The organism is Kitasatospora sp. NPDC051702 (assembly GCF_040681575.1).
GTDB lineage: Bacteria > Actinomycetota > Actinomycetes > Streptomycetales > Streptomycetaceae > Kitasatospora.
Map to the genome: position 1 here is coordinate 76,838 of NZ_JBFAZB010000030.1, position 24,276 is coordinate 101,113.

General features: G+C 74.3%; 24 protein-coding genes and 1 riboswitch. Of the genes, 10 read left to right on the top strand and 14 right to left on the bottom strand.

The window, feature by feature from the left end:
- The first annotated feature begins 71 nt into the window (after window positions 1-71).
- A complete protein-coding gene (locus AB0N04_RS24040) occupies window positions 72-782 on the top strand; it encodes a VC0807 family protein (RefSeq protein ID WP_360212616.1) in 711 nt (236 codons plus the stop codon).
- A 105-nt stretch (window positions 783-887) separates the two neighbouring features.
- Here the strand turns inward: AB0N04_RS24040 and AB0N04_RS24045 are convergent, their stop codons facing one another.
- Window positions 888-1,502 carry a TetR family transcriptional regulator C-terminal domain-containing protein gene (locus AB0N04_RS24045; RefSeq protein ID WP_360212618.1) on the bottom strand — a complete coding sequence of 205 codons (615 nt, stop codon included), beginning with the start codon at window positions 1,500-1,502 and terminating at the stop codon, window positions 888-890.
- A gap of 62 nt (window positions 1,503-1,564) precedes the next feature.
- Here AB0N04_RS24045 and AB0N04_RS24050 point away from each other — a divergent pair, with 62 nt between their 5' ends.
- Window positions 1,565-2,431, top strand: a complete 867-nt coding sequence (locus AB0N04_RS24050; protein ID WP_360212620.1) for an alpha/beta fold hydrolase — start codon at window positions 1,565-1,567, stop codon at window positions 2,429-2,431.
- Window positions 2,432-2,449: 18 nt separating this feature from the next.
- On the opposite strand, the gene AB0N04_RS24055 is transcribed toward AB0N04_RS24050, so the two are convergent.
- Window positions 2,450-2,980 carry a hypothetical protein gene (locus tag AB0N04_RS24055; RefSeq protein WP_360212622.1) on the bottom strand — a complete coding sequence of 177 codons (531 nt, stop codon included), beginning with the start codon at window positions 2,978-2,980 and terminating at the stop codon, window positions 2,450-2,452.
- Window positions 2,981-3,191: 211 nt separating this feature from the next.
- Between AB0N04_RS24055 and AB0N04_RS24060 the strand changes: the two genes are divergently transcribed.
- Window positions 3,192-4,397 carry a PD-(D/E)XK nuclease family protein gene (locus tag AB0N04_RS24060; protein WP_360212624.1) on the top strand — a complete coding sequence of 402 codons (1,206 nt, stop codon included), beginning with the start codon at window positions 3,192-3,194 and terminating at the stop codon, window positions 4,395-4,397.
- Window positions 4,398-4,454: 57 nt separating this feature from the next.
- On the opposite strand, the gene AB0N04_RS24065 is transcribed toward AB0N04_RS24060, so the two are convergent.
- Window positions 4,455-5,147, bottom strand: a complete 693-nt coding sequence (locus AB0N04_RS24065; RefSeq protein ID WP_360212626.1) for a hypothetical protein — start codon at window positions 5,145-5,147, stop codon at window positions 4,455-4,457.
- A gap of 110 nt (window positions 5,148-5,257) precedes the next feature.
- Between AB0N04_RS24065 and AB0N04_RS24070 the strand changes: the two genes are divergently transcribed.
- Window positions 5,258-5,908, top strand: a complete 651-nt coding sequence (locus tag AB0N04_RS24070; RefSeq protein WP_360212628.1) for a TetR/AcrR family transcriptional regulator C-terminal domain-containing protein — start codon at window positions 5,258-5,260, stop codon at window positions 5,906-5,908.
- Between the two features lie 45 nt (window positions 5,909-5,953).
- Here the strand turns inward: AB0N04_RS24070 and AB0N04_RS24075 are convergent, their stop codons facing one another.
- Entirely contained in the window at window positions 5,954-6,886 is a 933-nt protein-coding gene (locus tag AB0N04_RS24075) for a hypothetical protein (RefSeq protein WP_360212630.1), read from the bottom strand.
- A gap of 287 nt (window positions 6,887-7,173) precedes the next feature.
- Here AB0N04_RS24075 and AB0N04_RS24080 point away from each other — a divergent pair, with 287 nt between their 5' ends.
- On the top strand, window positions 7,174-9,675 hold the full coding sequence (locus AB0N04_RS24080; protein ID WP_360212632.1) for a helicase C-terminal domain-containing protein: 2,502 nt from the start codon (window positions 7,174-7,176) through the stop codon (window positions 9,673-9,675).
- Window positions 9,676-9,857: 182 nt separating this feature from the next.
- Here the strand turns inward: AB0N04_RS24080 and AB0N04_RS24085 are convergent, their stop codons facing one another.
- Window positions 9,858-10,109 carry a hypothetical protein gene (locus AB0N04_RS24085; protein ID WP_360212634.1) on the bottom strand — a complete coding sequence of 84 codons (252 nt, stop codon included), beginning with the start codon at window positions 10,107-10,109 and terminating at the stop codon, window positions 9,858-9,860.
- 101 nt (window positions 10,110-10,210) lie between these two features.
- On the opposite strand from AB0N04_RS24085, the gene AB0N04_RS24090 reads away from it, so the two are divergent.
- Together AB0N04_RS24090 and AB0N04_RS24095 are read left to right on the top strand one after the other, a co-directional pair.
- Window positions 10,211-10,612, top strand: coding sequence for a hypothetical protein (locus AB0N04_RS24090; RefSeq protein WP_360212636.1), 402 nt, complete (start codon window positions 10,211-10,213; stop codon window positions 10,610-10,612).
- An 82-nt stretch (window positions 10,613-10,694) separates the two neighbouring features.
- The gene (locus AB0N04_RS24095; RefSeq protein ID WP_360212638.1) at window positions 10,695-12,332 is read left to right on the top strand and encodes a DNA repair helicase XPB; all 1,638 of its coding nucleotides are present in this window, start codon (window positions 10,695-10,697) and stop codon (window positions 12,330-12,332) included.
- A gap of 26 nt (window positions 12,333-12,358) precedes the next feature.
- Here AB0N04_RS24095 and AB0N04_RS24100 read toward each other — a convergent pair whose 3' ends face one another.
- Window positions 12,359-12,517, bottom strand: coding sequence for a hypothetical protein (locus tag AB0N04_RS24100; RefSeq protein ID WP_360212640.1), 159 nt, complete (start codon window positions 12,515-12,517; stop codon window positions 12,359-12,361).
- 399 nt (window positions 12,518-12,916) lie between these two features.
- On the opposite strand from AB0N04_RS24100, the gene AB0N04_RS24105 reads away from it, so the two are divergent.
- Complete coding sequence (locus AB0N04_RS24105) at window positions 12,917-14,968, top strand: ATP-binding domain-containing protein (RefSeq protein ID WP_360212642.1); 2,052 nt, start codon at window positions 12,917-12,919, stop codon at window positions 14,966-14,968.
- A gap of 42 nt (window positions 14,969-15,010) precedes the next feature.
- Here AB0N04_RS24105 and AB0N04_RS24110 read toward each other — a convergent pair whose 3' ends face one another.
- The 3 genes from AB0N04_RS24110 to AB0N04_RS24120 form a co-directional block, all read right to left on the bottom strand.
- Window positions 15,011-15,697: a copper homeostasis protein CutC gene (locus AB0N04_RS24110; RefSeq protein WP_360212644.1), complete on the bottom strand. Its 687-nt coding sequence runs from the start codon at window positions 15,695-15,697 to the stop codon at window positions 15,011-15,013.
- 102 nt (window positions 15,698-15,799) lie between these two features.
- Window positions 15,800-16,807: a hypothetical protein gene (locus AB0N04_RS24115; protein WP_360212646.1), complete on the bottom strand. Its 1,008-nt coding sequence runs from the start codon at window positions 16,805-16,807 to the stop codon at window positions 15,800-15,802.
- Window positions 16,804-17,190: a PadR family transcriptional regulator gene (locus AB0N04_RS24120; RefSeq protein WP_360212648.1), complete on the bottom strand. Its 387-nt coding sequence runs from the start codon at window positions 17,188-17,190 to the stop codon at window positions 16,804-16,806. The genes AB0N04_RS24115 and AB0N04_RS24120 overlap by 4 nt, the downstream gene beginning before the upstream one ends.
- A gap of 64 nt (window positions 17,191-17,254) precedes the next feature.
- Here AB0N04_RS24120 and AB0N04_RS24125 point away from each other — a divergent pair, with 64 nt between their 5' ends.
- Window positions 17,255-17,935: a hypothetical protein gene (locus AB0N04_RS24125; protein WP_360212650.1), complete on the top strand. Its 681-nt coding sequence runs from the start codon at window positions 17,255-17,257 to the stop codon at window positions 17,933-17,935.
- Between the two features lie 230 nt (window positions 17,936-18,165).
- Here the strand turns inward: AB0N04_RS24125 and AB0N04_RS24130 are convergent, their stop codons facing one another.
- The 5 genes from AB0N04_RS24130 to thrC form a co-directional block, all read right to left on the bottom strand.
- A complete protein-coding gene (locus AB0N04_RS24130; protein ID WP_360222922.1) occupies window positions 18,166-18,522 on the bottom strand; it encodes a hypothetical protein in 357 nt (118 codons plus the stop codon).
- 107 nt (window positions 18,523-18,629) lie between these two features.
- The gene (gene groL / locus AB0N04_RS24135) at window positions 18,630-20,252 is read right to left on the bottom strand and encodes a chaperonin GroEL (RefSeq protein WP_045692318.1); all 1,623 of its coding nucleotides are present in this window, start codon (window positions 20,250-20,252) and stop codon (window positions 18,630-18,632) included.
- A 344-nt stretch (window positions 20,253-20,596) separates the two neighbouring features.
- A complete protein-coding gene (locus AB0N04_RS24140; RefSeq protein WP_360222925.1) occupies window positions 20,597-20,797 on the bottom strand; it encodes a cold-shock protein in 201 nt (66 codons plus the stop codon).
- Between the two features lie 550 nt (window positions 20,798-21,347).
- A complete protein-coding gene (locus AB0N04_RS24145; protein ID WP_360222928.1) occupies window positions 21,348-21,626 on the bottom strand; it encodes a MoaD/ThiS family protein in 279 nt (92 codons plus the stop codon).
- A 41-nt stretch (window positions 21,627-21,667) separates the two neighbouring features.
- Window positions 21,668-22,948, bottom strand: a complete 1,281-nt coding sequence (gene thrC, locus AB0N04_RS24150; RefSeq protein WP_360222931.1) for a threonine synthase — start codon at window positions 22,946-22,948, stop codon at window positions 21,668-21,670.
- 16 nt (window positions 22,949-22,964) lie between these two features.
- Window positions 22,965-23,101, bottom strand: a riboswitch (SAM riboswitch).
- A gap of 148 nt (window positions 23,102-23,249) precedes the next feature.
- Here thrC and AB0N04_RS24155 point away from each other — a divergent pair.
- Entirely contained in the window at window positions 23,250-24,275 is a 1,026-nt protein-coding gene (locus AB0N04_RS24155; protein ID WP_360222934.1) for a glucosyl-3-phosphoglycerate synthase, read from the top strand.
- Window position 24,276 lies beyond the last annotated feature (1 nt).

Consider the following 24,276-nt stretch of genomic DNA (forward strand, 5'->3'; position numbering starts at 1 on the left):
CTAGGCGACCGACCGGCCGGTCCGCCACAATGGGCGCGCTCCATCCGCACCACCTCGGGGGAATCAACAGAGTGTCAACTTCCATCGCCCCGGCCGCTCCCGCGCGCAAGGGCAAGGCCGCCGCGCTCGGTTGGCTGGTCAGCCTCACCTTCAACGTCGCGGCGCCGATCCTCATCTACAACCAGCTGCACGACCACGGCTACAGCGAGTCCGCCGCCATCCTGCTCTCGGGCCTCGGACCGGTGCTGGACACCGTCATCTACCTCGCCTGGCACCGCCGGATCGACGAGTTCGCCGTGGTCTCGCTGGTCTTCGTCGGGCTCTCGCTCGTCGTCGCGCTGATCGGGCCGCAGGACCCGAAGATGCTGCTGGCCAAGGACTCGTTCGTCTCGGGCCTGCTCGGGGTGTTCTACCTCGCCTCGCTCGCCGCGCCCCGGCCGATCATGTTCTACTTCGGCCGCAAGTTCGCCACCGACGGCACCCCGGAGATGGTCTCCTGGTGGAACGGCATGTGGCAGTACCCGGGCTTCCGCCGCGTCCAGCGCAACCTGACCATCGTGTGGGGCACCGCCTTCGTCCTGGAGGCGGTCCTGCGGATCGCGCTCGTCTACACGATGTCGCACGGCACCGTGGTGACCGTCAACAGCATCCTCCCGTACGCGGTGCTCGGCGGCCTGGTCTACTTCACGATCGCCTACGCCAAGCGGGCCGGCGCCCGCGGCCGGGCCCAGGCCGAGGCCGAGGCCCAGGCCCGGGCGGCCGCAGCCCCCGCCGCGGCCTGATCACGACGGACGACCCGCAGCGCCTCCCCGGCCCGCGCCGGGCGGGGCGCTGCGCGCATCGGGCGGTCCGGGCGCGGGCGTCCGGCCCGGAGCCGGACGGCCGGGCTAGAGCCGGCCGCCGGGCGCGGACGGGCGGAAGAGCTCGTCCAGGTGGTGGGTGAGGACGGCCAGCGCGGCGCGGCCGTCGCGCTGACCGCCGAGCACGCTCGACCCCAGGCCGTTGACCATCGCCAGCAGTCCGGCGGCCGTCATCCCGGCGTCCCGCTCCCGGTCGATCCCGCCGCTCTCCTGCGCCGCCCGGAGCTGCCGGGCGAGGAAGCCCTCCAGCAGGTCGGGCTGACCGGCCCCGGTACGGCCCATCACCTCGGGGTCGTCGAGCACCAGCGCGTAGTAGGCGGTGTAGGTCCGGGTGATCCGGCGGCTCTCCTCGTCCGTCGGCAGGATGCTCGACAGGATCGCCGTCACCACCTCCCGCGGGGCGCGCGCGTCGCCGATCCACCGCTGCATGCGGGCCTGGAGCTGGGTGCCGAGCCGGGCGAAGGCGTCGAGCAGCAGCCCCTCCTTCGTCGTGAAGTAGTACTGCACGAGGCGCAGCGAGACGCCGGCCTCCGTCGCGACGGCCCGCATGCTGGCCGACTTCAGGCCGTCGGTGGCCGCGATCCGCAGCAGCGCCTCGGCGATCTGCCGCCGGCGCTCCTCGTGGTCGGGCTTCGTGGTCATGGTGCGGCCTCCGCTCACCGACTCCTGGTACATCCGTATCATGCCTGTGATACATCTGTACCATGCGAATCAGCGAGTTCCGGAACACCAAGACCGAAGACCGCTTCCGCGCCGCCTACGAACGCGCCCTGGCCCAGCTCTGGCCGGGCCACCGCACGACCCTCGACCTGCCGACCGCCTTCGGCACCACCCGCGTCTACCGCACCGGCCCCGACCGCGGACGGCCGCTCGTGCTGCTCCCCGGCTCCGGCGGCAACGCCCTGATGTGGCACCGCTACGTCGCGCCGCTCGCCGAGCACCACCCCGTCATCGCCGTCGACACCGTCGGCGAACCCGGCGCCAGCATCCAGACCGCCCCGGTCCGCGACGGCCGCGACGGAGCCGCCTGGCTCGACGAACTCCTCACCGCCCTGGGGCTGTCCGACCCCCACCTGGTCGGCTGCTCCTACGGCGGCTGGCTGGCGCTCCAGCACCGGCTCCACCACCCCGGCCGCACCGCCGGCCTCACCCTCGTCGACCCGGCCGGCCTCGCCGACCCCGGCCGACGCTTCTACACCTGGCTGATCGCCGGCGGCCTCGCCGCCACCGCCCCGCGGCCCCTGCGCCCCCGACTGGCCCGCCTCGTCGACAACAGCACCATCCTGGAGACCGAGCTGATGACCCTCGTCCGCGCCTCCCTCGGCTTCCGCCGCGCACTCCCCCCGGCCACCACCCTCGACGACCGGGAGCTCGCCCGGCTCGCCGGCCTCCCGACCCTCGTCCTGCTCGGCGAACGCAGCGCCCTGCACGACGCCCACCGGGCGGCCGCCCGGCTCGCCCCGCACGCGCGGGTCGAGATCGTCCCCGGCGCCGGCCACGCCCTCCCCACCGACGCGCCCGGGCTCGTCGTCTCCCGGATCCTCACCTCGGCCGCCGGGCAGGCCGCCTGACCCCGCGCCGTCCCCGCCTCAGCCCTCCCCCGGACCGTCACCGCCTCGCTCGTCGGGTTCCTCGTCGGGGCCCTCGTCACCGTCCTCCGCGTCGTCGTCCTCCGGCGGCGGCGCGAGGACGATCGGCCGGTCGTCCCCGGCGGCGAGCGCCTCCTCGACCGGGGTGCCGGCCGCGGCCCTGACCACCAGCGTGCCCTCCCAGAGCCGGGCGGCGAGCTCCGGCCCGACGGCCGCCTCGGCGCGCAGCACCACGACGGCCCGCGGGTCGACGGCCGACCGGACGGGGAAGCCGGCCGGATCGACACCCACCTGCTCCAGCGCGAACGGGTACACCGCGACGTCCACGGCCAACCGGCCCCCCGCCCACGCGTGCTCGGCCCAGCCGTCGGTCTGCACCAGGTGGAACACCCCGTCGCCCTCGTGGCAGTACGACCCCAGCCGGTTCAGGGCGCGCTCGCCGGGGCCGCTCTCCGGGTCGACGAGCAGCACGGCCACCGGCACCAGCGGTGCGTCGGGGTACAGGCCGGAACGGACGGACAGTCGGGCCATCGGCCACCTCCACGGCACGGGAGCGGTTCGGACCGGTGCGGGCCACCGTCGGCACGGGCGGGTGCCGACACCGGTGCGGAGCCAGTACACACCGGCCCGCCGACACCCCGGCCGGCCCCGCGTCACGACTGCGCATCGGCAGCGCCGACGGGCCGCCCGGCGCACGCCCGGGCTGCGAGGATCGGTCGGGAACACGACCGGGGAGGGGACGGTGGCCGCACCGAACGGAACGCCGGCGGACGCCGACCGGTGGTCGGCCGCCGAGGCGGAGATCACCCGCCTGAACACCGCCGGGCTCTGGATGCCCGGCCCCACCACCGTGCTGGACGTCCTGGGGACCGACCGCAGGGAACGCTCGCACCAGCTGCTGATCGGCTGGCTGCTCGACCCCCGCCGCCCGCACGGCCTCGGCACCGCCGTCCTCGCCGGGCTGCTCGCCACCGCGGGACGCGCGGACCTCGCCGCCGCCGACGGGCTCCACCGGGCCCGGGTCGAGCTGGAGGTGGTGCGGGCGCGGTCGCGCGCGGACATCGTCGTCACCGCGCCCGCGTTCAAGCTGGTGATCGAGCTGAAGGTGGACGCCGCCGAGGGCCCCCGGCAGACCGAACGCCTCGCCGACGACCACGCCCAACCGCAGCCGCTCGTCCTGCTGTTCCTCACGCTCGACGGCGACGCTCCCGCCGACGGCCGCTTCACCGCGGTGTCGCTGCGCACCTTCGCGCGGGTGCTCCGCCGCGCCCTCGCCGACACCCCGCGCCCCGCGCACGCCCACCGCGGCCGGGAGACCGCCGCGGACCTCCTGGAGACCTTGGAGAGGATGACCGGCATGACTCCGGCGAACCAGGCGGCAGCCCGGCTCTGGCTCGGTCACGGCGAGCACCTGCTCGACGCCCGGGCGGCGGCCCGCGACGTGCTCACCCGGCTGCCCGCCGCCGTCGGCACCGCGCTCGGCGGGCTCGGCCTGGCCGGGCCGGTGCGGGTCGTCGCCCCGTTCGACTACCGGGCCGAGGGCCGCACCAGGACCGGCGGCGAGCCCGAGACCTACCCCGAACGCGCCGTCCTGCTGACCAGACCCACCTGGTGCACCGCCGACGGGAGGCCGCGCGCGGGCATCGGCCTCGGCTCCCGGGCCAAGCCCGACCCCTTCGAGAAGCGGGGGCAGTTGCGCCCGTTCCTGGGGATCCGGGCGACGGATCCGGCCGTCTACGACCACCTGGACGAAGCCTGCGAGCCCCTCGTGGGGGAGGCGCCCTGGGACTGGTGGCCGCGCTGGGAGTACCTCGACCTCGCGCTGCCGGCGGACGACGAGGACCTGGTCGAGGCCTACGCGATGCGGGCGGCCGTCCGCATCGCGGACTGGTGGGAACGCCACCACGCGCTGGTGGACCGGGCGCTGCGGGCGGCGGGGCCGGCGTAGCGCCCGGTCGGGTCGTGGTCGGTCGGGCCGCGTCGCGCTGGGGCGCAGCGCGCTCTGTCAGGCCGCGTCGTGCTCGGCCAGGTCGGCCGTCCGGTCCGCCTTCGGGCGGGTGACCAGGCCGCGGGCGGCGTGGACCGCCGCGGCGAGCGCGAAGCCGTAGACCGCCACCAGGCCGTGGCCGTTGTCCTGGGCGAGCCACATGGCCAGGCCGAGCACCGGGACGCCGACCGCCAGGGCGCGCTCCTTGGCGAGGCCCGTGCGGGTGAGCAGCGCGAGGGCGAGGGTGGCGCCGAGGAAGTAGGTGGCACCGGAGCTGCCGGCGAAGTTGCGCGGGTCGGTGCTGGGGCCGTCGCCGAAGCCGAGCAGGTCGTCGATCCGGCCGGGCAGCAGGATGCCGGCGAGGAAGAAGGAGAGGGTGAGCGGGCCGCCCCAGTACCACTGGGCGAGCGCGGCGACGGCGGCGAGGGTGGCGAGGTTCCAGAGGCCGCCGCCGAGGCCGCCGTTCTGCATGAACACCGAGGTGAACTCGCGCCACCAGCCGGACTTGGCGGGGTCCGCGTCGAGCGCGTCCATGGCACCGGACCAGAGCAGCTGGAGCAGGACGCCGCCGACGGCGATCGCCGTCAGCGCGACGGCCGCCCAGGGGACGGGCCGCCCGCGCAGGGTGTCGCGGCCGACGACGCCGAGCCCGCAGTTGACCATCATGACCATCAGTGCGGCCGTGGTCACGTTGAAGACGATCGCCTCCATGTCCTGGCCCTCCCCCCGGTTGCGGCGTTTTCCAACACCGTTCGAAACCTGCTGGCGCAAAGCTAGCACAGTTTTCGAACGGTGTTGGAAAAGGCTGTACGGTGGTCCCCATGAAGCTCACCAAGGAGCGCATCGTCGCCGCGGGCATGGCCGTCTTCGCCGAGGTCGGGTACCACAACCTGTCCATGCGTCAGGTCGCCGACCGCCTCGACGCCCACGCCGGAAGCCTCTACTACCACGTGCGCGGCAAGGACGAACTGCTCGCGCTGATGGCCGACCGGGTCTGCCGACAGGCCTACGACGCCGGCACCGAGGCCCTGACCTCCCTCCCGCCCACCGCCACCTGGCAGGACCGGATCGAGGCCCAGGCCACCACCCTGCGCCACGCCATCCGCCGGCACCCGGGCGGCGCGCTGCTGCTCGCCGAGAGCCCCGGCGTCCTCAGCACCGGCGGCCTGTCCCTGATGGAGCGCCTGCTGCGCACCCTCCTCGACGCCGGCCTGCCCGAAGCCCACTGCGGCATCGCCGCCGACACCCTGCTCAGCCACGCGACCGGCTTCGTCCTCCAGGAGCAGAACCAGCCGGCCTCGCCGCCCGCCGTCACCGCCGAGCGCTACGCCGACCTGTGCGCGCGGTTCCCGCTGATCATGGGCGGGGCGATGCCCCGGCTGACCCAGGACGAGAAGTTCACCCGGAGCATCCGCCAGCTCTGCACCGGCTTCGCCGCCCTCGTACCGAAGGACGGCACGGCCGACGGGTGACCGCCGGGCCCCCGGCTGACGAGCCAGCCTGCGGACGGCTGCCCGTCAGCCCTGCTGCGGCGGCCGGCGCCGCAGGCTGAGCAGCAGCAGGACCACCGCCGACAGCACCGCCGCCAGCCGCAGCACTCCCGGCGCCGCCGACCAGCTGATCTGCGTCAGCTGGGAGCCCGCCTGCACACCGGCACCGCCCTGGGCGCCCTGCTTGGCCTGCATGGCGTGCAGGGTGGCCGCGCTCATGGTGATCAGCGGCACCCCGAGGATGGCGAACTTGCGCATCAGATCCGAGAGTTGCCTGGACAGGTAACCCAGCGCCCACCCCACCAGCATGGCCGGGAAGAAGCTCGACACCGCACCGCCGACCAGCATCCCGCAGGAGAGCAGGATCAGCAGCGACGGCCGGCGCACCCCCGCCGCGGCGCCCGCACCCGGCTGGTCGGCGGGTGCCGGGCCCGCGGCCGGCTTGGCCTTGGCCTGCTCCGCGGCGGCCGCCTTCGCCCGGGCCTTCCGCTGCTTCCGCCCCTTCCCCGCGGCCGCGTCGGCCGTCCCGGCGGCCGCCCCGGCCCCCGCCGCGGGCTCGGCGCCGGCCCGCTGCTCGGGGACGGCCTTCGGCGGAGCCGGCGGCGCGTCCGAGAAGTTGAGCAGCACCAGGTCCCAGCCGTTGGCCCCCGAGCTGTACACCTGCGGTGGCGGGAGGGCGTCCGGGTCCTGCTCGGCCGCCGCCTCGAAGCGGGGCTTGTCCATCGACACCGGGGAGCTCGCGGCCGTCCGCGGCGGGTCCAGCGGCACCGACGGGGTCGCGCCGCCCGCGCCCCCGGTGGCCGGCACGTCGTAGACGCCGTCCCCGTCGGACGCCGCGGCGGCTCCCCCGGCGGCACCGGCGCCGTCAGCCGGCCCGGGCACGGCCGGGCCGCTCCCGGCCCCGCCCCCCGAACGGTCGCTCCACGGCCCGCTCTTGCGCCACCACTCGCCGTCCGTCATCACCGACACCCCGCCTCGCGCCCGAACCCCGGCCCACCGGACCACCCTCGGCCGTGACGCTACCCACCCCGCCCCCGACCACGCGAGTCCCCGCGACCGGAACCCCGCCCCGAGCCCCCGAGCGGAACCCCGGACCGGAGCACCCGGCCGACCCCCCGACCGGACCGGCGGCCCGCAACGCCCGGCCGGATGCCCGGCAGCCCCCGGCCTGACCCACCGAACAACCCCGGCTCCGCGGCCGCCGGACGGACACCCCGCCGCCCGCCCGCCCGACTAACCTAGGTCGAATGACCACACAGCAGGGACCTCAACGCCAGGGGCGGTCCGCCGCCGGCCCCCGCACCCTCGCCGAGGAGCTGCGCGCCCGCCCCGACGACGCGCTCGCCACCCTGCTCCGCTCCCGCCCCGACCTGCTCAACCCCGTCCCCGGCGACCTCACCCAGCTGTCCGCCCGGCTCTCCTCCCGGGCCTCGGCCCTGCGCGCCCTGGAGCGCCTGGACCGCTTCACCCTGCAGGTCGCCGAGGCCCTGGCCACCGCACCGGACGGCACCGGCCTGGCCGCCGTGCGCACCCTGCTGACCGGCCCGGCGAAGGTCCGGCCGCACCCCGGCGCGACCCCGCTGACCCCCGCCGACCGGTCCGCGGTGGCCGCCGCCCTGCCCCGGGCGGTCGCCACCCTGCGCGACCGGGCCCTGCTCTGGGGCCCGGACAACGGCCTGCGGCTGGTCCTCGCGGTGCGCGAGGCGCTCGCCCCGACCGCCGCCAACCCCGGCCGCACCGGCCTCGGCCCGACCCTCGCCGACGCCACGATCGGCATGTCCCCGGCCCGGCTGCAGCAGTTGCTCGCCTCCGCCGGGCAGCCCGCCACGCCGGACCCGGTCACCGCCGTCGCCGCGCTCACCGCGCTGCTGAGCGACCGGGCCCGCTGCTCGGCGCTGCTGGAGACCGCCCCCGAACCCGCACTGCGGCTGCTGGAACGGCTGGTCTGGGGCCCGCCGACCGGCACCGTCCCGGACGCCACCCGCCCGGTCACCGCGGCGGACGCCCAGAGCCCGGTCGAATGGCTGCTGGCCCGCGGCCTGCTGCTGCCCAGCGGCCCCGGCAGCGTGGTGCTGCCGCGCGAGCTGGCCCTGCACCTGCGCGGCGGCCGCACCCACCGCACCGTCGAACCGGTCCAGCCCGAGCCCGCGCCGGCCGCCCCCGCGCGCGATCCACAGGCTGTGGACAACGCCGCCGCCGGCCAGGCCCACACCGCCGTCAGAACCGTCGAGGAGCTGCTCGACGGCTGGGGCCTCACCCCGCCGCCCACCCTGCGCGCCGGCGGCCTCGGCGTCCGCGACCTCAAGCGGACCGCCCAGACCCTGGAGACCACCGAGCAGCAGGCCGCCTTCTGGCTCGAACTCGCCTACACCGCCGGGCTGCTGGCCCCCGACGGCGACGCCGACGAACGCTGGGCCCCGACCCCGGCCTACGACACCTGGCTCCAGCAGGACACCGCCGAGCGCTGGTCCCTGCTCGCCGGAGCCTGGCTCGCCGCCACCCGCGTCCCCGCCCTGACCGGCACCCCCGACGGCAAGGGCAAGCCCCGGGCCGCGCTCGGCCCCGAACTCGACCGCACGCTCGCCCCCTCCGTCCGCCGCGCCGCCCTCGCCCTGCTCGCCGAACTCCCGCCCGGCACCCCCGCCACCGCGGCCGACCTGCTGCCCACCCTGCGCTGGCAGCGGCCGCTGCGCGGCGGACCGACCGGCCCGGACGGCCACGAGCTGCGCGAGGACCTCACCACCTGGACCCTCGCCGAGGCCGAACTCCTCGGCATCACCGGCCGCGGCGCGCTCGCCGCCCCGGCCCGTGCGCTGCTCACGGCCGAGTCCGACCCGGCCGAGGTGCTCGCCCCGCTGCTGCCGCGCCCGCTCGACCACGTGATCCTCCAGCCGGACCTCACCGCGATCGCCCCCGGCCCGCTGCTGACCCCGCTCGCGCAGGCGCTCGCCCTCTGCGCCGACATCGAGTCCAAGGGCGGCGCCACCGTCTACCGGTTCACCCCGGTCTCGGTGCGCCGCGCCCTGGACGCCGGCCGCACCGCCGCCGACCTGCGGGCCTTCCTGGAGCAGCACAGCCGCACGCCCGTCCCGCAGCCGCTCGGCTACCTGATCGACGACGTCGCCCGCCGGCACGGCGTCCTGCGCGTCGGCGCCGCCTCGTCCTACCTGCGCTGCGACGACCCGTCCCTGCTGAACGAGGTCCTCGCCGACCGCCGCTCCGCCGACCTGCGCCTGCGGCTGCTCGCGCCCACCGTCCTGGCCGCCCAGGCCGCCCCGGACGTCCTGCTCGCCGCACTGCGGACGATGGGCTACGCCCCGGCCGCCGAGTCCGCGGAGGGAGACGTCCTGATCACCCGCCCGGACAGCCACCGCACGCCGCCGCGCGCCGCCCCGACCCCCGTCCCGGACGGCCCGCCCACCCCGGACGACGTGCTGCTCGCCGCCGCCATCAAGGCCGTCCGGGCCGGCGACCGGGCCGCCACCGCCAACCGTCGCGAACCCGCCCCCGACCCGCGCCAGCTGCCGCGCACCGCCGCCGCCGAGACGCTGGCCGCCCTGCAGACCGCCGTCCTGCTCGGCGAGCGGATGTGGATCGGCTACCTCAACGCCGAGGGCATCGCGAGCCAGCGCATCATCGACCCGGTCAAGGTCGAGGGCGGCTTCGTCACCGCCTTCGACCACCACGCCGACGAGCTCCGCACCTTCGCCCTCCACCGCATCACCGGCGTCGCCGAGCTGGACGAGTAGGCCCGGCGGGCGCCCCACGCTAGGGCGTGTCTTTCGGATCACGTCGGATCAGCGGGCGTCGTTGGGGTGCGTGCATCGGCGGCGCCGAGGAGGGAGTCCATGCGGAGCATCGGCGACTGACGAGAAGCCGGCGAGGTGCGTGCCCCGGCGGCGATCGCCTGGCGTGATCCGAAAGACACGCCCTAGTGCCCCTTCGCCTCCTTCACCTTCTCCTTGACGGCCTGGTCCGCCAGGGTGCCGATCTGCCCCTGCCCGACCGGCAGCTCCCCGCCGCTGACCACGTCCGCGAGCAGGAAGCCGGGCGCCGCCAACGGCCCGCCGGGCCCCTCCCCGATCCCCGCGAGGGCGTGCGCGGAGCCGGCGGAGGAGGCGGTGGCCGCGAGGGCTGAGCCCATCAGGGCGAGGGCGGTGAGGACACGCTTCGACTTGTTCATGACCGGCTCAACGAGCGATGCGCGGGCGGGTCACCCGGCGCGATTGCCCACCGCGCACACCCGGCGCAGGCTGGAACCGGGGGATGGCGAGAGGAGGCATCATGCTCGGCGAGCAGATAGCGGAGTTGACCACCACCGAGACCGGCCGGCGCGTCCTGGCGACCGTCGGCGGCCCCGCCGTCGAGGTCTCGATGACCGGCACGGGACAGCTGCTGGGCGTCCCGGTCCGGGAGTTCGTCACCTACGAGTCGGAACTGCGGCCGGACGGCTCGCTGTTCGGCGAGGGCCAGGGCGTCGGCATGACCGAGAAGGGCGAGACCTACAGCTGGCACGGCAACGGCATCGGCCACTTCACCGAGGGCGGCGCCGTCAGGTGGCGCGGCAGCATCTACTTCGAGAGCGGCGCCGACACCTTCCAGCGCCTCAACGACCTCGTCGGCGTCTTCGAGTTCGAGAACGACCCCACCGGCGCGGGCCGGTCCGTGCTGTACGAGTGGAAGTAGCCCGTCCCCGTTCCGCGCGGAATGCGCGACACTGGAGGGTCTGCGTCAGTCCAGCCTGTCAGCCAGTGGAGGGCACCCCCGCGTGAACGACGGACCGCTCATCGTCCAGAGCGACAAAACTCTTCTCCTGGAGATCGACCACCCCAGGGCCGCCGACTGCCGCCGTGCGATCGCGCCGTTCGCCGAGCTGGAGCGCGCGCCCGAGCACGTGCACACCTACCGGGTGACGCCGCTCGGGCTGTGGAACGCCCGCGCGGCGGGGCACGACGCCGAGCAGGTGGTGGACGCCCTGGTGACGTACTCGCGCTACCCGGTGCCGCACGCGCTGCTGGTGGACGTGGCCGACACGATGGGGCGGTACGGGCGGCTCCAGCTGCTCAAGCACCCGACGCACGGGCTGGTGCTCGCCACCACCGACCGGCCGGTGCTGGAGGAGGTGCTGCGCTCGAAGAAGATCGCCCCGCTGGTGGGGGCCCGGGTGGACCCGGACACCGTGGTGGTGCACCCGTCCGAGCGCGGCCAGATCAAGCAGGTGCTGCTCAAACTCGGCTGGCCCGCCGAGGACTTCGCCGGCTACGTGGACGGTGAGGCGCACCCGATCGACCTGGACGAGGACGGCTGGCAGCTGCGCCCGTACCAGGCGCAGGCCGTCGAGGGCTTCTGGCACGGCGGTTCGGGCGTCGTGGTGCTGCCCTGCGGCGCCGGCAAGACGCTGGTCGGCGCGGCCGCGATGGCGCACGCCAAGTCGACCACGCTGATCCTGGTGACCAACACGGTGTCGGCCCGGCAGTGGAAGCACGAGCTGGTCAAGCGCACCTCGCTCACCGAGGACGAGATCGGCGAGTACAGCGGCACGCGGAAGGAGATCCGCCCGGTCACCATCGCCACGTACCAGGTGATGACGACCAAGCGGAAGGGCGTCTACGCGCACCTGGAGCTGTTCGACGCCCGCAACTGGGGCCTGGTGGTCTACGACGAGGTGCACCTGCTGCCGGCGCCGGTGTTCAAGTTCACCGCCGACCTGCAGGCCCGCCGCAGGCTCGGCCTGACCGCGACGCTGGTGCGCGAGGACGGCCGCGAGGGCGACGTGTTCAGCCTGATCGGCCCCAAGCGCTTCGACGCGCCGTGGAAGGAGATCGAGGCGCAGGGCTACATCGCGCCCGCCGACTGCTGCGAGGTGCGGGTCACCCTGACCGACTCGGAGCGGCTGGCCTACGCGACCGCCGAGCCCGAGGAGCGGTACCGCTTCTGCGCCACCACGGCGACCAAGCGCCGGGTGGTGGAGGCGCTGGTGAAGAAGCACGAGAAGGACCAGACGCTGATCATCGGCCAGTACATCGACCAGCTGGACGAGCTCGGCGAGGTCCTGGACGCGCCGGTGATCAAGGGCGAGACCAGCAACGCCCAGCGCGAGAAGCTGTTCGACGCGTTCCGCAACAAGGAGATCGGCGTGCTGGTGGTCTCCAAGGTCGCCAACTTCTCGATCGACCTGCCGGAGGCCACGGTGGCCATCCAGGTCTCCGGGACGTTCGGCTCCCGCCAGGAGGAGGCCCAGCGGCTGGGCCGGGTGCTGCGCCCCAAGGCGGACGGCCACGCGGCGCACTTCTACTCGGTGGTCGCCCGGGACACCGTGGACCAGGACTTCGCGGCCCACCGGCAGCGCTTCCTGGCCGAGCAGGGCTACGCGTACCGCATCATCGACGCGGACGACGTGCTGTAGTCGGGGCCCCTCGGGGCCCGCGGGACTCAGTAACGGACACCGTCGCGCCCGAGGAAGACCACGCGCGCGGCGGTGTCCAGGGCGATGCCGAGGTTGCGGACGGCGGTGGCCAGCGGGTTGCGGTGCCGGCCGGGGACGGCGGTCGCGCCGGCGGGGGAGGCGGGGGTTCGGTTCGCTGTGCTCATGTGTTCCACGGTAGGCACCCGAACGGCCGAGGTCATCACTCCAAAGGCCGCATCCGCCGGGTCACGGGTCGTCCTGCGGGTGTACGGCCGCCCCCGAGACCTGCGGGGGCGGACCCCTGAGACCCGGCGGGGTCGCCCCCCCGGGTACCGCCGGTCCGGGGCCCCTGGGACCCCCGGGACCTGCGGGGCTGGAACCCCGGGGCGCGCGGGTCTAAGATCGTCCGTCTGCCCCCTCCCGAACCGTGGTACCTGCTGAAGTCGCGCAGGCAGCCGGGGGAGGCGCCGACCGGACGAAGGGCCCCTCCTGCCCGTCGCCGGGCAGGAGGGACGGTCGGCTGTCCCCACCGTGAGCTCCATCGATCCGCTGTGCCCGTCCGGGGCCAGCCGGGAAGGTTCGCCGTGCCCGCCACCCCCACCACCGACCCCCTCCAGCGCGAACGCGACCACCTGGCCGCGTCCCGGTCCGCGCTGCGCGCGATGCGCGAGGACGTCCAGGCACTGGACCTGCGCGACGTGACCGGCACCTGGGTGTCCGCCGTCGTCCTCCAGAACCAGATCGAGGCCCGGATCGCCGCCCTGGCCGACCTCGCGCACACCCCGCTGTTCTTCGGCCGCCTGGACTACCTGCACGCGATCAGCGAGGAGCTGAGCGAGGGCGGCGGCGGGGAGAGCTTCTACATCGGCCGCCGGCACGTCCACGACGCCGACGGCGACCCGATGGTGATCGACTGGCGCGCGCCGGTCTCCCAGCCGTTCTACCGGGCCAGCCGCACGGAGCCCCTGGACGTCGAGCGCCGCCGCCGCTTCGGCTACACCGGCGGCGAGCTCACCGCGTACGAGGACGAGCACCTGAGCGACCCGGCCGAGACGGACACGGCCTCCGCCCTGCTCGCGGCCGAGATCGAGAAGCCCCGCGTGGGCCCGATGCGCGACATCGTGGCCACCATCCAGCCGGAGCAGGACGAGATCGTCCGCTCGGACGTCACGGGCACCATCTGCGTCCAGGGCGCCCCGGGCACCGGGAAGACGGCCGTCGGCCTGCACCGCGTCGCGTTCCTGCTGTACGCGCACCGCGAGCGGCTGGCCCGCACCGGCACGCTGGTGATCGGGCCGAACAACGCGTTCCTCTCCTACATCGAGCAGGTGCTGCCGGCGCTGGGCGAGCTGGACGTCGCCCAGGCCACCGTGCAGCAGCTGGTCGGGCACGTCGAGGTCCGGGGCGAGGACACCCCGGAGGCGGCCCGGCTCAAGGGCGACGCGCGGCTGGCCGAGGTGCTGCGCCGGGCGGTGCGGGCCGGGATCACGCTGCCCACCGAGCCCTGCGTGGTGGTCCGCGGCTCCCGCCGCTGGCGCGTCCCGGCGTACGAACTCGTTGAGATCATCGAGGAGTTGAAGGGCCGCGAGATCCGCTACGGCGCCGCCAGGGACGCCCTGCCGCAGCGGATCGCGCACGCGGTGCTGCTGAAGATGGAGCAGGGCGGCGAGGCGCCGGACGACCGGGTGCAGGACGCGGTGGCCCGCAACGCCGCGGTCAAGGCGGTGGTGAAGGAGTGCTGGCCGGCGGTCGACCCGGCCAAGCTGGTGCTGCGGCTCCTCTCCGAGCCGGCGTTCCTGGCCGAGTGCGCGGAGGGCCTGCTGACCCCCGAGGAGCAGCTGGCGGTGCTCTGGCCCAAGCCGGGCCGCTCGGTGCGGACCGCCCGCTGGACGCCGGCCGACGCCGTCCTGGTCGACGAGGCGACGGACCTGGTGCAGCGCACGCCCTCGCTCGGCCACGTGGTGCTGGACGAGGCGCAGGACCTCTCCCCGATGCAGTACCGCGCGGTCGGCCGCCGCTGCACCACCGGCTCGGCGACCGTCCTCGGCGACCTCGCCCAGGGCACCACCCCGTGGGCGACGGCGAGCTGGCCGGACGCGCTGCGCCACCTGGGCAAGCCGGACGCCCACGTCGAGGAGCTGACCAAGGGCTTCCGGGTGCCCGAGGAGGTCATCGCGTACGCCTCGCGGCTGCTCCCGGCGATCGCCCCGGGGCTGGCCCCGGCGTCCTCCGTCCGCGAGGCTCCGGGCTCCCTCGTGGTGCGCCGCGTCGAGGAGGACGGCTCGACGGAGGCCGTGCTCGCGGCCTGCCGGGAGGCGCTGGAGCACGAGGGCTCGACCGGGCTGATCGCCGCCGACGCCCGGATCCCGCGGCTGGCCGAGGCGCTGACCGCGGCCGGGCTGCCGCACCTCTCCCCCGGTGAGGAGACCAGCGAGCAGGCCCGGCTGACCCTCGTGCCGGCCTCGCTCGCCAAGGGTCTGGAGTACGACTACGTGGTGCTGGACGAACCGGCCGCGGTGGTCGCCGGCGAGCCGGACGAGCGGACCGGACTGCGCCGGCTGTACGTGGCGCTGACCCGTGCCGTCTCCGGCCTGACGGTGCTGCACAGCGAGCCGCTGCCCGAGCAGCTGCGCTGACGGGGCGGGGTCGGCCCCGCCGGGGCCGACCCCGGTGCCCGCTCAGGCGTCGATCAGCGCCCGCCACTCGGCCACCTTGGCGGCGTCGACCGGCGTGTCCCAGCCGGCGACCCGTACCGCGCCGCCGACGTGGAAGGCGTCGAAGCCCTCGGCCCGCAGGCCCTTGAGGTGCTCGGCGCGCAGGCCGCCGCCGATCAGGATCCGCTGCCCGTACCCGGGCTCGCCGGCCCGGGCGGCTTCGGCCCGCAGCACCTCCCGCCCGGCGTCCACCCCGGCGGCCGCGCCGGAGGTCAGGAAGGTGTCCAGTCCGGGCAGCGAGCCGACGGCGGCCCGCAGGGCGGCCCGGTCGGCGCTGTGGTCGATCGCCCGGTGGAAGGTCCAGCGGCAACCGGCGACGGCCTCCGCGACGGCCTCGGTGGCAGCCCGGTCGACGGTGCCGTCGGCGTCGAGGAAGCCGAAGACGAACTCCTCGGCTCCCTCGGCGCGCAGTGCGGCGGCCCGGGCGGCCAGCGCGTCGAGGTCGCCCGGGGCGAAGCCGTCCCTGATCCGGAGCATGACCCGCAGCGGGATGCCGACCGCGGCCCGGATCCGGGCGAAGTCCTCGACGGACGGGGTGAGCCCGTCCGCGGCCATGTCGGTGACCAGTTCGAGGCGGTCGGCGCCGCCCGACTCGGCGGCCTGGGCGTCCTGGGGCGTCAGCGCGATGACTTCGAAAATTGGTCTAGACATGCCGGACAGCCTGCCACATCGCCCGGCCCCCGGCGAGACCCGGGCGCCCTCCCTGCGACGGGACCGGGGCGCCCCCTCAAGGGGCCGCCCGGCCCCCGGTGGTCACGCCAGGCCGGGCCGCTCCTCGACCCCGTCGCCACCACCCACGCCGCCACCCTCGCCGTCACCGGGGCCGGCGCCCCGGCCACCACCACGGCCGGCCGCACGCACGGCCACCGCCACCAGCACCAGCAGGCCCGCCGCCGGCGCCACGACCGGCAGCACCTGCGAGATCCCGCGGCCCTCGCGCCAGATGTTGAACAGGCCCGCGAAGGTGGTCAGCGACAGCACCGCGACCCCGATCGCGGCCGGCACCACCCGGCCGCGCAGCACGGTGAACGTCAGCAGCAGCGGCACGAGCAGCAGCAGCACGAACCACTGGACGTCCAGCGGGAAGTTCGTGTCGTCCCAGCGCTGCAGCGCGACCAGCAGCCCTCCCCCGGCCACCGAGGCCAGCACCACGCCCCGGGTGCGCCAGTCGGGTGCGGGCAGCAGCGCGGTCGGCGCCGCCAGCAGCAGCACCGCGGCCACCGCGGCCGGCAGGGTCGCCATCCCGACGTACCCGGCCCACCAGAGGTCGAACGCCGGCCGGACGAGCGCCTGCGCCAGGACGCCCAGCCCCATGACGGCCTGCACCACCGCGATGACCCGCACCGCCGTCCAGCGCCCCAGCAGCGCCGCCACCGCGAGCAGCAGCGCGACCACCGGAGGCGCGATCGTCTGGGCGTAGGTGCCGTACGAGTGGTCCCAGGTCAGCTTCCAGGCGGCCCGGTCCGGGTCGAGCACCCACGGCACCAGCCCGGCCCCGGCCAGCGCGCCGGCGACCATCGGCGCGGCCAGCGCGAGCACCCGCCCCAGCACCGAGGAGCCGGTCAGCCCGAGCCGCACCCGCAGTCCGTACAGCGCGAGGTCGAACACCTCGCGGGCGACGGCGGAGCGGCCGGCCTCCGCCGTGGTGTCGGCGAAGACCGCGGCCATCTCCTCGCCGCGCTCCCGGCGGTAGTGCGCCGGGTAGAGCTGCAGCGCGGCCCGCAGCGCCGCCGAGGGCGCCCCCAGGATCGGTGTGGTCATGCGAAACGCCCCCTCTTCGTGGACCTCCCCGGCGACTCCGCCGGCTTCCCCTGCAGCATCGAGCGGACCGCCGAGAGCCGGCGCTCCGCCTCGGTGGCCACCGCCCGCAGCCGCTCGGCCTCGGTGGCGAGCGCGGTCCGACCGGCGGCGGTCAGGGCGTAGCTGCGCCGGGCCCGGCCGTCCACCACCTCCTCGGCCGCGACCTCGATGAGCCCCTGCTGCAGCAGGCGGTCGAGCGCGCCGTAGAGCGTGCCGGTGCGCATCGTGACCCGGCCGCCCGAGATGGCGGCGATCTCCTGGATGAGCGCGTAGCCGTGTCTGGGGGCGTCGGCGAGTGCGGTGAGCAGCAGCAGCGTGGGCTCCTGCATCGAGCGTTCAGTCATGTGACTACATATATCGTCGATCTACCTATCGGTCCAGTGCGACGGCACCGCGAGAATGGCCCCCATGCCCATCACCGAGGAACGCGCCGGGGACCACACCGACGACCGCGCGGACGCCCTGCTCGCCGACTGGACCGCGCTGCTGCACCGCTGTGCCGCCACCGAGGACCCCGAGCCGTACGGCCGGGAGCTGCTGCGCCGCTGGGCCGAACCGCAGCGCCGCTACCACACCCCCGAGCACCTGCGGGCCGTGCTGCGGCACGTCAACGAGCTCGCCGGGCACGCCGCCGACCCGGACGCCGTCCGGCTCGCGGCCTGGTTCCACGACGCCGTCTACCGGCCCGACCGCTCCGAGAACGAGGAGCGCAGCGCCGCCCTGGCGGTCCGCGCGCTCACCGCCGCCGGCCTGCCCGCCGCGCGGGTGGCCGAGGTCGAACGGCTGGTCCTGCTCACCGTCACGCACCGCCCCGAGCCGGGCGACCGCGACGGCGAGGTGCTCTGCGACGCGGACCTCGCCGTGCTCGGCGGCAGCCCCGGGGCGTACGCCGCGTACGCGGCCGCCGTCCGGGAGGAGTACGCCTTCGTCCCGGAGCCCGACTTCCGCGCCGGCCGGGCGGACGTCCTGCGCCGGCTCCTCGCGCTGCCCGCGCTCTACCGCACCCCGGCCGCCCTGGCCCGCTTCGACGCCCCGGCCCGCGCCAACCTGGCGGCCGAACTGGACCGGCTGGCGTCCGGCGGGGCCTGAGAACGGCACCCGGCCACGGCGTGTCCGACAAGACACGCCCCAGGGCGTGTCTTTCGGATCACGTCGGATCAGCGGGCGTCGTTGGGGTGCGTGCATCGGCGGCGCCGAGGAGGGAGTCCATGCGGAGCATCGGCGACTGACGAGAAGCCGGCGTGGGGGTACCCCCGGCCGAAGGCTGGGGGAGTGCGTGCCCCGGCGGCGACCGCCTGGCGTGATCCGAAAGACACGCCCTAGGCGAGTCCCCCGACCGGCGCGACCACCGCACCGTGCTTGCCGCACACCCAGTGCGGCTCCGGCCCCAGCTCGGGCTCCACGCTGAGCGCGTGCGGGTCGCCGTCGGCGGCGCAGTCGGCGCACAGCGGCCAGCGGCCGTAGGCCTCCAGCAGCGCGTCCTGGACGTCCTGGGCGACCAGCCCGAGCACGTACTCGGTGCCGTCCGGCCACTGCTCGAGCCACCAGCGGCGGTGGGTCACGGCCTGTTCCACCAGGGAGACGACGGCGGCGTCCGCCACGTCCCGCGCGGTGAGGTCGGCCAGGATCAGGGCCCGCGCGTTGTGCAGGGCGGTCTCGATGTCGTCGGAAGCCATCTGTCCATTCTCCGGTAGTGCGCCGCTGGAACGCCGTGTGGGCGGCCCCCCGAAGGGGACCGCCCACACGATCGGGATTCGACCGATCCGATCTCAGGAGATCAGGATCAGAAGTCCATGTCACCGCCCGGCATGCCGCCGCCGGCGGCCGCGGCGGCCTTCTCCGGCTTGTCGGCGATGACGGCCTCGGTGGTGAGGAACAGCGCCGCGATGGAGGCGGCGTTCTGCAGCGCGGAGCGGGTGACCTTGGCCGGGTCGATGATGCCCGCGGCGACCAGGTCGACGTACTCGTTGGTGGCGGCGTTCAGGCCGTGACCGGCGGGGAGGTTGCGCACCTTCTCCACCACGACGCCGCCCTCGAGGCCGGCGTTGGTCGCGATCTGCTTGATCGGGGCCTCGAGCGCGACCTTGACGATGTTGGCACCGGTGGCCTCGTCGCCGTCCAGCTCCAGCTTGTCGAAGGCGACACCGGCCTGCAGCAGCGCGACGCCACCACCGGCGACGATGCCCTCCTCGACGGCGGCCTTGGCGTTGCGGACGGCGTCCTCGATGCGGTGCTTGCGCTCCTTGAGCTCCACCTCGGTGGCCGCGCCGGCCTTGATGACGGCCACGCCGCCGGCCAGCTTGGCGAGGCGCTCCTGGAGCTTCTCGCGGTCGTAGTCCGAGTCGCTGTTCTCGATCTCGGCGCGGATCTGGTTCACGCGGCCCGCGACCTGCTCGCTGTCGCCGCCACCGTCGACGATGGTGGTCTCGTCCTTGGTGATGACCACCTTGCGGGCGGTGCCCAGCAGGTCGATGCCGGCGTTCTCCAGCTTGAGGCCGACCTCCTCGGAGATCACGGTGCCACCGGTGAGGATGGCGATGTCGCCGAGCATGGCCTTGCGGCGGTCGCCGAAGCCCGGGGCCTTGACGGCGACGGACTTGAAGGTGCCGCGGATCTTGTTCACGACCAGGGTCGACAGGGCCTCGCCCTCGACGTCCTCGGCGATGATGACGAGCGGCTTGCCGCTCTGCATGACCTTCTCCAGCAGCGGCAGCAGGTCCTTGACCGAGCCGATCTTGGAGTTGGCGATGAGGATGTACGGGTCCTCGAAGGTCGCCTCCATGCGCTCCAGGTCGGTCGCGAAGTAGGCGGAGATGTAGCCCTTGTCGAAGCGCATGCCCTCGGTGAGCTCGAGCTCCAGACCGAAGGTGTTGCTCTCCTCGACGGTGATGACGCCTTCCTTGCCGACCTTGTCCATGGCCTCGGCGATCAGCTCGCCGATCTGGGTGTCGGCGGCCGAGATGGAGGCGGTGGAGGCGATCTGCTCCTTGGTCTCCACGTCCTTGGCCTGGGCCAGCAGCTGGTCGGAGACGGCGGCGACGGCCTTCTCGATGCCGCGCTTCAGGGCCATCGGGTTGGCGCCGGCGGCGACGTTGCGCAGACCCTCGCGAACCAGGGCCTGGGCGAGCACGGTGGCGGTGGTGGTGCCGTCACCCGCGACGTCGTCGGTCTTCTTGGCGACCTCCTTGACGAGCTCCGCGCCGATCTTCTCGTACGGGTCCTCGAGCTCGATCTCCTTGGCGATGGAGACACCGTCGTTGGTGATCGTGGGGGCGCCCCACTTCTTCTCCAGCACGACGTTGCGGCCCTTGGGGCCGAGCGTGACCTTCACTGCGTCGGCGAGCTGGTTCATGCCACGCTCAAGGCCGCGGCGAGCTTCCTCATCAAAGGCGATGATCTTGGCCATCAGAAGTGGTCCTCCGGGACACGGTCGACTGCTCGGACCAAGGGGTGCCCGCGACGGACGGCCCTGGTGTGCGGGGGTCTTTTCCCCTACCGCTCCCGGGGGCCTCACCGACCCGGTCCGCTGTCACTCTCACGCTGTGAGTGCTAACGCCAATGATTAGCACTCCGGGTGGTCGAGTGCAAGCCCAATCGCGATCCCGCGAGCCGTCCGGCGCGATCCCGGGGGCCCCCGCAACTCCCCGCCCGGGAACGCCGACGGGCCCGCACGACGCGTGTCGTACGGGCCCGCCGAGAAGCGAGTGGTCACCAGCCGTGGGCCGCGCCGAGCTCCTGGAGCCGAAGAGGTCAGACCGAGCGGACCATGTCCGCCTGCGGGCCCTTCTGTCCCTGGGAGATCTCGAACTCGACCCGCTGGCCCTCCTCGAGGGTGCGGTAGCCGTCCATCTGGATCGCGCTGTAGTGGACGAAGACGTCCGCACCACCGTCGACCGCGATGAAGCCGTAGCCCTTCTCCGCGTTGAACCACTTGACGGTGCCCTGAGCCATTCCGAACTCCCCTAGTGCTGTGCTGGCCCTTCACGCGCCCGCAGGTCGCGGGCCCGGGTCTGGTTTGGAGGCCGGCCCGGGGAACCCCCCCTGGGCGCAGCCGTGCACGCCGCAATCCTCCGCCGGGGCGCCTGACGGCATCCTGTGAGCGGCTGACTACGTCGACCGCCGCTGAATGTATCCGGATCGACGCCCTCTGCAACAGGGTCAACTGCGGGGAATTCCGGGTGCGCACCAGGGGACACTGCGGGCGGAATCGGAATGAACTCGGCATTTGACGCCGGACATAGCGGACGAATTACTACAGATCACCGCGCGAATTCTGACATCGGCCTGACATGTTTCGCAGCGCCGGGGCCCAGCGGGTCTCAACGGCCGGACGGCGGTCCGGCGAATCGCGGGGGAGGATGAAGAGAATCCCTTTTCCCAGCCGAGCCACACTCTACTCCGACTCCACCGGGATATATTCCCGCCGAAATGCGCACGGCCGCCCACGCGCACGGAGAGCGGAATTCCGTGCGCGCGGGCGGCCGGCCCGGGCGGGTGCGGCTCAGCAGCCGCCGGCCACCGCCGGGATGATCGAGACGCCGGCCCCGTCCGCGACCTCCGTCGCCAGGCCGTCGGCGAAGCGCACGTCGTCGTCGTTCACGTAGACGTTGACGAAGCGGCGCAGCTTGCCGGTGTCGTCCAGGATGCGGGCGGAGATGCCCGCGTGGTTCTTCTCCAGGTCGGCGATGACCTCGCCGAGGGTGGCGCCCTCGGCGCTCACCTCGGCGGCGCCGCCGGTGTAGGTGCGCAGGATGGTGGGGATGCGGACGTTGACGCTCATGGCTCTCCTAGCGGGGGTGCGGCCCAGCGGGTGGGGGTGGTTCAGGCGGACGCGAGGCCGGCGTCGCGGAAGGACGCCAGGGTCGGGCGGATGACGGCGGTCATGCCGGCCCCGGCGACGGCGTCCAGGGTCTTCAGGCCGTCGCCGGTGTTGATCGCGACGGTCTCCTTGGCCGGGTCGAGCTGGCCGGTCTCCACCAGCTTCTTCAGCACGCCGACGGTGACCCCGCCCGCGGTCTCGGCGAAGATGCCCTCGGTCCGGGCCAGCAGCCGGATGGCGTCCACCACCTCGGCGTCGGTGACGTCCTCGACGGCGCCGCCGGTGCGCCGGGCGATGTCCAGCACGTACGGGCCGTCCGCCGGGTTGCCGATCGCCAGCGACTTGGCGATGGTGTCCGGCTTGACCGGCCGGATCACGTCCTGGCCGGCCTTGAACGCGGCCGACACCGGCGAGCAGCCCGCCGCCTGGGCACCGAAGACCTTGTACGGCCGGTCCTCGACCAGGCCGAGCCTGATCAGCTCCTGCAGACCCTTGTCGATCTTGGTCAGCTGGGAGCCCGAGGCGATCGGGATGACGATCTGCTCCGGCAGCCGCCAGCCGAGCTGCTCGCAGATCTCGTACGCCAGCGTCTTGGAACCCTCCCCGTAGTAGGGGCGCAGGTTGACGTTGACGAAGCCCCAGCCCTCACCGGCCGGGTCGCCGATCAGCTCCGAGCAGAAGCGGTTCACGTCGTCGTAGTTGCCCTCGATGCCGACCAGCTCGCCGCCGTACACCCCGGCCATGACGACCTTGCCCTGCTCCAGGTCGTGCGGGATGAACACGCAGGACCGGAACCCGGCCCGGGCCGCCGCCGCACCCACCGCACCGGCCAGGTTGCCGGTCGACGAGCAGGACAGCGTGGTGTAGCCGAAGGCCCGGGCGGCCTCGATGGCGCAGGCCACCACCCGGTCCTTGAAGGAGTGGGTGGGGTTGCCCGAGTCGTCCTTGACGTGCAGCGGGGCGGTGAAGCCGAGCTCGCGGCCCAGGTTGTCCGCCTTCACCAGCGGGGTCCAGCCGGGGTTCAGGTTGGGCTTCGAGGCGACGTCGGCCGGCACCGGCAGCAGCGGGGCGTAGCGCCAGATCGAGGTGGGGCCGGCCTCGATCCGCTTGCGCAGCTCCTCGGCCCGCTCGCCGCCGAACTCGTAGGCGATCTCCAGCGGGCCGAAGCACTCCAGGCAGGCGAAGCTCGGACCGAGCGGGAAGCGGGTGCCGCACTCCCGACAGGACAGGGCGGCGGCGGGGCCGAGGTCCACGGATGCGGGTGCGACGGTGTCGATAGCCATGATGGCGAGGCCTCTCTCCTCATCTTCCCCGTGGCGCGGTCGCGCCACAGGCCGGAATTGGCACCTGTCCCGCCGGGGCCTGTACGACGACAGCCGAGCGAGAAGGTTGCCGGGACGTCAACGGGCCGTTCCCTCAGTCCCTCTGGATGAGCTTGTGAAATTGTGGTGGCGCTCAACGGTGACCCCGGCGTGCAAAGGTCCGACCGCTGTACGAAGACTGTATCCGAAGGCGTCAACGCCGAACGGGACCGTCCGCCACGCGAGATGACGCGTCCCACCCGATCCCGCCGAGGAGAGTCACGTGCCCGCCGAACCGATCCCCGCGCTCCTCCCGCAGGCGGCGTCCTGGCTGCGCCGCCGCTCGTGGAGCGCGGCCGACCGGCCGGTGCGCACCCTGCTGGAGGCCAAGCGCCGCACCGGTCACACGGTCAGCGTGGTGCTCCCCGCCCTGGACGAGGAGGCCACCGTCGGCGACATCGTCCGGACCGTCCGGCGCGAGCTGATGGAGCGCGTCCCGCTGGTCGACGAGCTCGTCGTGGTCGACTCCGGCTCCACCGACGCCACCGCCGCCGTCGCGGCGGGGGCGGGCGCCCGGGTGGTGCACCGCGACGCCGTCCTGCCGCGGATCCCGGCCGTCCCCGGCAAGGGCGAGGTGCTCTGGCGCTCACTGTTGGTGACCCGCGGCGACATCGTCTGCTTCGTCGACGCCGACCTGCGCGAGTTCGACCCGGCCTTCGTCTCCGGCATCCTCGGCCCGCTGCTCACCGAACCGGACATCCAGCTGGTCAAGGCCATGTACGACCGCCCGCTGGAGGTGTCGCTCGACGGCTCGGCCACGGGCGGCGGCGCCGTCGTGCCGTCCGGCGGCGGCCGGGTCACCGAACTGGTCGCCCGCCCGCTGCTGAACCTGCACTGGCCGGAACTCGCCGGTTTCGTCCAGCCGCTGGGCGGCGAGTACGCCGCGCGCCGCTCGCTGCTCGAACGGCTCCCGTTCCCGACCGGCTACGGCGTCGAGCTCGGACTCCTGGTGGACGCACTGGAGGCGGTCGGACTGGACGCCCTCGCCCAGGTGGACGTCGGGGTCCGGCACCACCGGCACCAGGACGGCCAGGCGCTGGGCCGGATGGCCGCCACCATCTACCGCACCGCCCTGGAACGGCTCGACCGCACCCACCGGCTGAAGGCCTCCGCCGACCTGGTCCACCCGCTGCTGACCCAGTTCACCCGGGACCCGCGGACCCGGGAGTTCACCGCCCACACCCACCCGGTGACGGCCGTCGAGCGCCCCCCGATGCACACCGTGCCCGAGTACGCGACCCGGCACTGAG